This is a genomic window from Amycolatopsis sp. lyj-90, assembly GCF_046549035.1.
Taxonomy (GTDB): Bacteria; Actinomycetota; Actinomycetes; order Mycobacteriales; family Pseudonocardiaceae; genus Amycolatopsis.
In genome coordinates, this window is the sequence record NZ_JAJPWP010000025.1 from 1 (window position 1) to 1,068 (window position 1,068).

Below are 1,068 nucleotides of genomic sequence, written 5' to 3' on the forward strand. Positions count from 1 at the left end.
TGGTGAGTGGTGTGGTGGAGACGTAGGTGTCCCAGTCGATTGGGGAGACGCAGACGACGCCGGTCTGTTTGGTTGTGAGGAGGTGTCCGAGGGTCTGGGTGCCGAGCTGGTTGCTGATCGTTCCGTAGCCTGCGGCCTGGGCGCGGTTTGCCCCTTGGTGCCGGGTCGCCATTCCCGCCTCGGACCACGCGCCCCACTGAACCGACAACACCGGCTCGCCCAGGTCTGACCAGCTTCGTGCCAACGCGTCCAGCGTCGCGTTCGCAGCCGAATAGCTGGCCTGGCCGGCCGAACCGAAGACCGCGGCAGCAGACGAATACAACACCAGGAAATCGGAGGGAGCGAAGACAGCCCGAAGATTCCGGGCCCCTCGCACCTTCGCGCCATAGGCCTGGTTCAGCTTCCGTCCGCTCTGATTCTCCAACACACCGTCGGTCAAAACACCTGCCGCATGAATCACACCAGCGACCGCGGGCAAGCCAGCATCCACCATCGCGCCGTGAACCCGGCGAACCGACCCCGCATCACTCACATCACAAACGAAACACTCCACCCGAGCCGATCGCCGCAACTCCACAACTTTTGCCGGCAACTCGGACTCCGTATAACCAGTCCTCGACAACAACACCACGTGCCGAGCACCACTCTCAACCAGAAACTCGGCTGTCGCCAAACCCAGCGCACCCAAACCACCACTCACCACATATGAAACGTCCCCCCGGGCAACAAACCCGCCGACCTCACCAACACCAAGCCGCCCCAGCCGCAAAACCTCGACATCACCAGAGGCAGACAGCCGATAATCCGACCCCGGCCCGACACTCCCACCCACACTCAACACCCGGGCAAGCTCTGCTCCCGCCACCTCAAAGCAATCGACCACCACATCCGGACGCTCCAACCGAGCCGTCCGAGCCAAACCCCACAACCCGGCGTCATCGACACCACCCGCCACCGGCAACAACACCACCCGCCCCGGCGACACCACCTCACCCGCCAAACACACCTGAAGAACACGAAGCCCGACAACAACATCAGACTCCCGACCACCACTCAAAAACGCAACAC

Annotated in this window: 1 protein-coding gene; it reads right to left on the reverse strand. The window is 62.9% G+C overall.

What is annotated here, in order from left to right; translation table 11 throughout:
* The coding region (locus ACLJPX_RS44225) for an SDR family NAD(P)-dependent oxidoreductase (protein WP_410606081.1) at positions 1 to 1,068 on the reverse strand (1,068 nt) is incomplete at both ends.